The following is a 3,615-nucleotide window of genomic DNA, read 5'->3' on the forward strand; positions in this document are numbered from 1 at the left end:
TGGGCCTGCTCGGGTCGACCGCGCTGGCCGAGACCGCCGCGCGGATCACCGTGCCGGTGCAGTTTCTGGTCCAGTGGGACGATGAATTGGTGCCGAGGGCCCAGAGCCTGGCGTTGTTCGACGCCTTCGGCTCAGCCGAGAAGACGCTGCACGCCAACCCCGGCAAGCACGGAGATCTGCCGCGGTTCGAGACGGACAGCTCGCTGCGCTTCTTCGCCCGGCATCTGGGCTGATACCGGTCTGTAGTCCTCGACGCGCCGGTCGTGATCCGTTCCCGGCCGGCGCGTTCGCGTCAGACCGTCCGGCATGGCCGAGCGGGTGCAGGTGCTCAGATCAGGATCCAGGTGGTCACCACCGGGCCGCCGCGCTCGGGGCTGACCCGTAGCCGCAGCGGCCCCGGCGCAAGCTCCCCTGTGGTGAACCGGCCCAGCTCGTCCGCGCGCACGCGCGTGCCGCCGTCGCGCCGCTGCACCACGATGTCCGCCGGCCCGCCGCCCGACAGTCGCCCCACCAGCCGCCCGCCGGACACCTCCAGCTCGACCACCACCTCGCCCGCCGCGAACGTCAGCAGCCGCGCCCGCCCGCCACCCCGCACCCGGGTTGCCGATAGCTCGTCCCACGAGTCGAACATCAGCTCGGCCAGCTCCGCGTCCAGGGACCTGAGCGCGTACGCCCGCATCGCCTCCTCGAACAGCTCCGCCGGGACCGGGTCGAGCCGATCGGCGGTCGCCCGGAGGAGTTCCTCCAGCTCCATGTCCCCGTCGTCTACGGCGTCGTCTACGGCGTCGTCTACGGCGTCGTCTACGGCGTCGTCTACGGCGTCGTCCATGCCGTTCACCCCCGGATGTCGCTCACGCCGCGCTGGTTCATCAGCACGCCCAGCCGCTTGAGGCACCGCCCCCTGTTGGGCCCGATGCTGCCGACCGCCATGTCCAGCCCGTCGGCGATCTCCTGATAGCTCGGCCGCGGCGAGGCGACGAGGACGCGCAGCAGCCGGCGGCAGCGCTCCGGCAGCTCCTCGAACGCGCTCCACAGCGCCTGCTCGCGCTCGGCCCGCTCGTTCTCCTCCTCGGCCTCCAGCAGCAGGAGCTCGGGGGAGCGCTCGTCGACGTCCATCCCCAGCAGCTCCAGGTCGCCGACCGGCAGGGCCCTGCCGCCGGTGCGCAGGACGCGCAGCGCCTCGTGCCTGGCGGTGCTGGCCAGCCAGGAGCCGGCCCGCGCGGGATCTCTGAGCCTGGTCAGGTGTTCGGCGAAGCGGTACCAGGTCGTCTGGCACACGTCCTGGGCGTCGGCGGCGTTCACGAGGTAGCTCCGCGCCACGGCCCACACCAGCCCGCTGAAGCGCTGGTAGAGCTCCTTCCACGCGCCCGCGTCGCCGTCCGCGGCAGCCGCGACCAGAGTTGCGGTGTCGTCCACGGCGGCGGCTCCCTGTGTTCAGGCGGAATGCCCAATATATGAGGGATCCCGCCGCTGAGCCGAGAACTCACCGTCATCGGAGCAAACCGCTCAGATCCGGTACGGCCAGCCGCCCCGCCATGAGCTGCGCCGCGGCCACCCGGGAGGACACCTTCTCCTGCGACATGCGGGCCGCGACCAGCCCGGCCACGATCGGCGTGGCGAACGACGTGCCGCTCCACTCCGCCAGGCCGGTGAACGTCGCCTTGTCGCCGTCCTGCAGCGTCGCCAGGCAGGTGCAGCCCGGGTAGAGGCCCTGGTCGGAGAAGCGGCAGGTGGTGCGGTGCGGGTAGCCGTACTGGTAGGGGCCGGAGGTGAAGGCGTTGACCAGGCGCTCGCCCGGCGCGTACACCGTGACCCAGTCCCCGTGGTTGCTGAAGCAGGCCCGGCCGAGCCCGTCCTCGCGCAGCGCGCCCACCGAGATCACCACGTCGCCGGAGGCGTTGACCGGCTCCGCGGCGTACGCGGCCGGCCAGAACGGCAGCGTCTCGCCGTCGTTGCCCGCCGCGGCCACCAGGAGCGTGCCCGGGTGGGCGGCCAGCTCGTCCATGAAGGCTGCCAGGCCGAGCAGCGCGCCGGCGTTCTGGCTCCTGGTGCCGGCGGACAGGGCGACGATGTCCGGCCATCCGTGGGCGTCCAGCGTCCGCAGCAGGGTCAGGCCCAGCTCGTCCTCCAGGGCGGCGCCGGCGTACGGGAAGGCGTTGTAGACGCGCACGTCGGCGGCGGGGGCCACGCAGCGCAGCACGCCGGCGATGAACGTGCCGTGGCCCACGTACGGCTTGATGAGGCCGTAGGCGTCCAGTTCGTCGCCGGGGGCGGTGACGTCGCCGGTGACCGGGGGGATGCTGGGCATGCCCGAGCTCTGGGCCAGCCACTGGTGGTCGAGGTAGTCGTGGACGAGGCCGGTGTCGAGGACGGCGACGGTCACGTTCTCGCCCCGGTCGCGGCCGGAGAGGGGCGGATTGAGCGGCCCCGCGCTCGGGACCGGCTCGTCGCCCGGGCACAGGTTGACGCCCGCGACGGACACGAAGTGGACGAGGCTCGACTCGATGTTCTCGCCGGCCAGGTGCTCGACAGTGCGGTGGAGGTCCCTGGAGCCGACGGAGAGCCTGCGTACGGAGCTGCGGCCCGCACTCCTCGGCCCGGCCACGCGGACCGCGTCCGGGCCCGGCAGCAGGCCCTGGACGGCCGCGGCGGCCCGGTGCGCGTCGGCGTCGCGTACCAGGACGTGCCCGTCGAGGTGGGCGAAGAGCGGCTGGACGTCAGAGCCCGGGGCGGCCCCCTCCGGGCCCGCCGCCGCGCGCATGCCGTCCGGCAGGGCGGCGTTGAGAATCTCCAGCTGTTCCCAGAATCGGGTGTCCGATGTGGCCATGCTCTCCGTCCCTCTTCGCGTGTACGTGTGTATGAGCGGCCAGAGGGCCGGCTGATACAGCACGGGTCTACCATCGACTCGTGTCCCGTGAAGATCCGCATGACCTGCTGGCCATGGTCTTCGCGAGACCCCGCGAGGCCCTGGTGTCCGCCAAGGCGATGCTGGCCGCGGGGCGCGGGCCGTACGAGTCCTCGATCGCCAGGCAGGCGCTGGGGATCCTGCACCGCGAGTTCGGCGACCTCGAGGCGGCCATCCGGGAGCTGCGGCAGGCCGTACGCCTGGCGCGGCGCTCGGGCTCGGCCGACCGCGAGGCCGACGTGCTGGCCACGCTGGGCATCGCGCTGCTGCACGCCGGGCGCACCAGAGCGGGGTTGTCGGCGCTCGACTCGGCGGCGGCGCGGGCGGACGGGACTACCCGGGCGCGGGTGCTGTTCCGCCGCGCGGGGGCACGCTGGATCCTGGGGCGGCACGCGGAGGCGCTCGACGACCTGCGGGACGCGGTGCCCGCCCTGCTGGCGGCGCGCGACACGGTGTGGGCGGCGCGGGCGATGACCCTGCGCGGGCACGTCCAGCTCGCCCTGGGCTCCGTCGCTCCGGCCGAGGCGGACTTCCGTACGGCCCACGACATGCTGGGCACGACCCGGCAGGAGCACGACTCGGCCGTGGCCGTGCAGAACCGGGGGGTGGCGGCCTTCCGCACGGGAGACCTGCCCGCGGCGCTGGACCTGCTGGACGAGGCGGAACGGCGGTTCGGCGCGCTGGGCACGCCGATGTTCGACCTGATCGCC

General features: G+C 73.4%; 4 protein-coding genes and 1 pseudogene. 2 read left to right on the plus strand and 3 right to left on the minus strand.

The genetic code is table 11. The features are described from left to right. Positions 1-233: pseudogene (locus tag AB0J09_RS59275) on the plus strand (alpha/beta hydrolase); the annotation flags it as partial. Positions 234-328: 95 nt separating this feature from the next. Here the strand turns inward: AB0J09_RS59275 and AB0J09_RS59280 are convergent. The 3 genes from AB0J09_RS59280 to AB0J09_RS59290 form a co-directional block, all read right to left on the minus strand. Beyond that, positions 329-829, minus strand: a complete 501-nt coding sequence (locus AB0J09_RS59280; protein ID WP_360712286.1) for a hypothetical protein — start codon at positions 827-829, stop codon at positions 329-331. Between the two features lie 5 nt (positions 830-834). Further along, entirely contained in the window at positions 835-1,416 is a 582-nt protein-coding gene (locus tag AB0J09_RS59285) for a sigma-70 family RNA polymerase sigma factor (RefSeq protein WP_360712288.1), read from the minus strand. Between the two features lie 73 nt (positions 1,417-1,489). Continuing rightward, a complete protein-coding gene (locus AB0J09_RS59290) occupies positions 1,490-2,827 on the minus strand; it encodes a S8/S53 family peptidase (protein WP_360712291.1) in 1,338 nt (445 codons plus the stop codon). Between the two features lie 80 nt (positions 2,828-2,907). Here AB0J09_RS59290 and AB0J09_RS59295 point away from each other — a divergent pair. After that, positions 2,908-3,615: tetratricopeptide repeat protein (locus AB0J09_RS59295; RefSeq protein ID WP_360712294.1), on the plus strand; the 708-nt coding region annotated here is incomplete at its 3' end.

This window comes from Nonomuraea sp. NPDC049784 (genome assembly GCF_040659615.1).
GTDB lineage: Bacteria > Actinomycetota > Actinomycetes > Streptosporangiales > Streptosporangiaceae > Nonomuraea.

Bases quoted from the DNA above. Each gene is read 5' to 3' on its own strand.
- AB0J09_RS59280 (WP_360712286.1), bottom strand. From the start codon at position 829: ATGGACGACGCCGTAGACGACGCCGTAGACGACGCCGTAGACGACGCC.
- AB0J09_RS59290 (WP_360712291.1), bottom strand. From the start codon at position 2,827: ATGGCCACATCGGACACCCGATTCTGGGAACAGCTGGAGATTCTCAAC.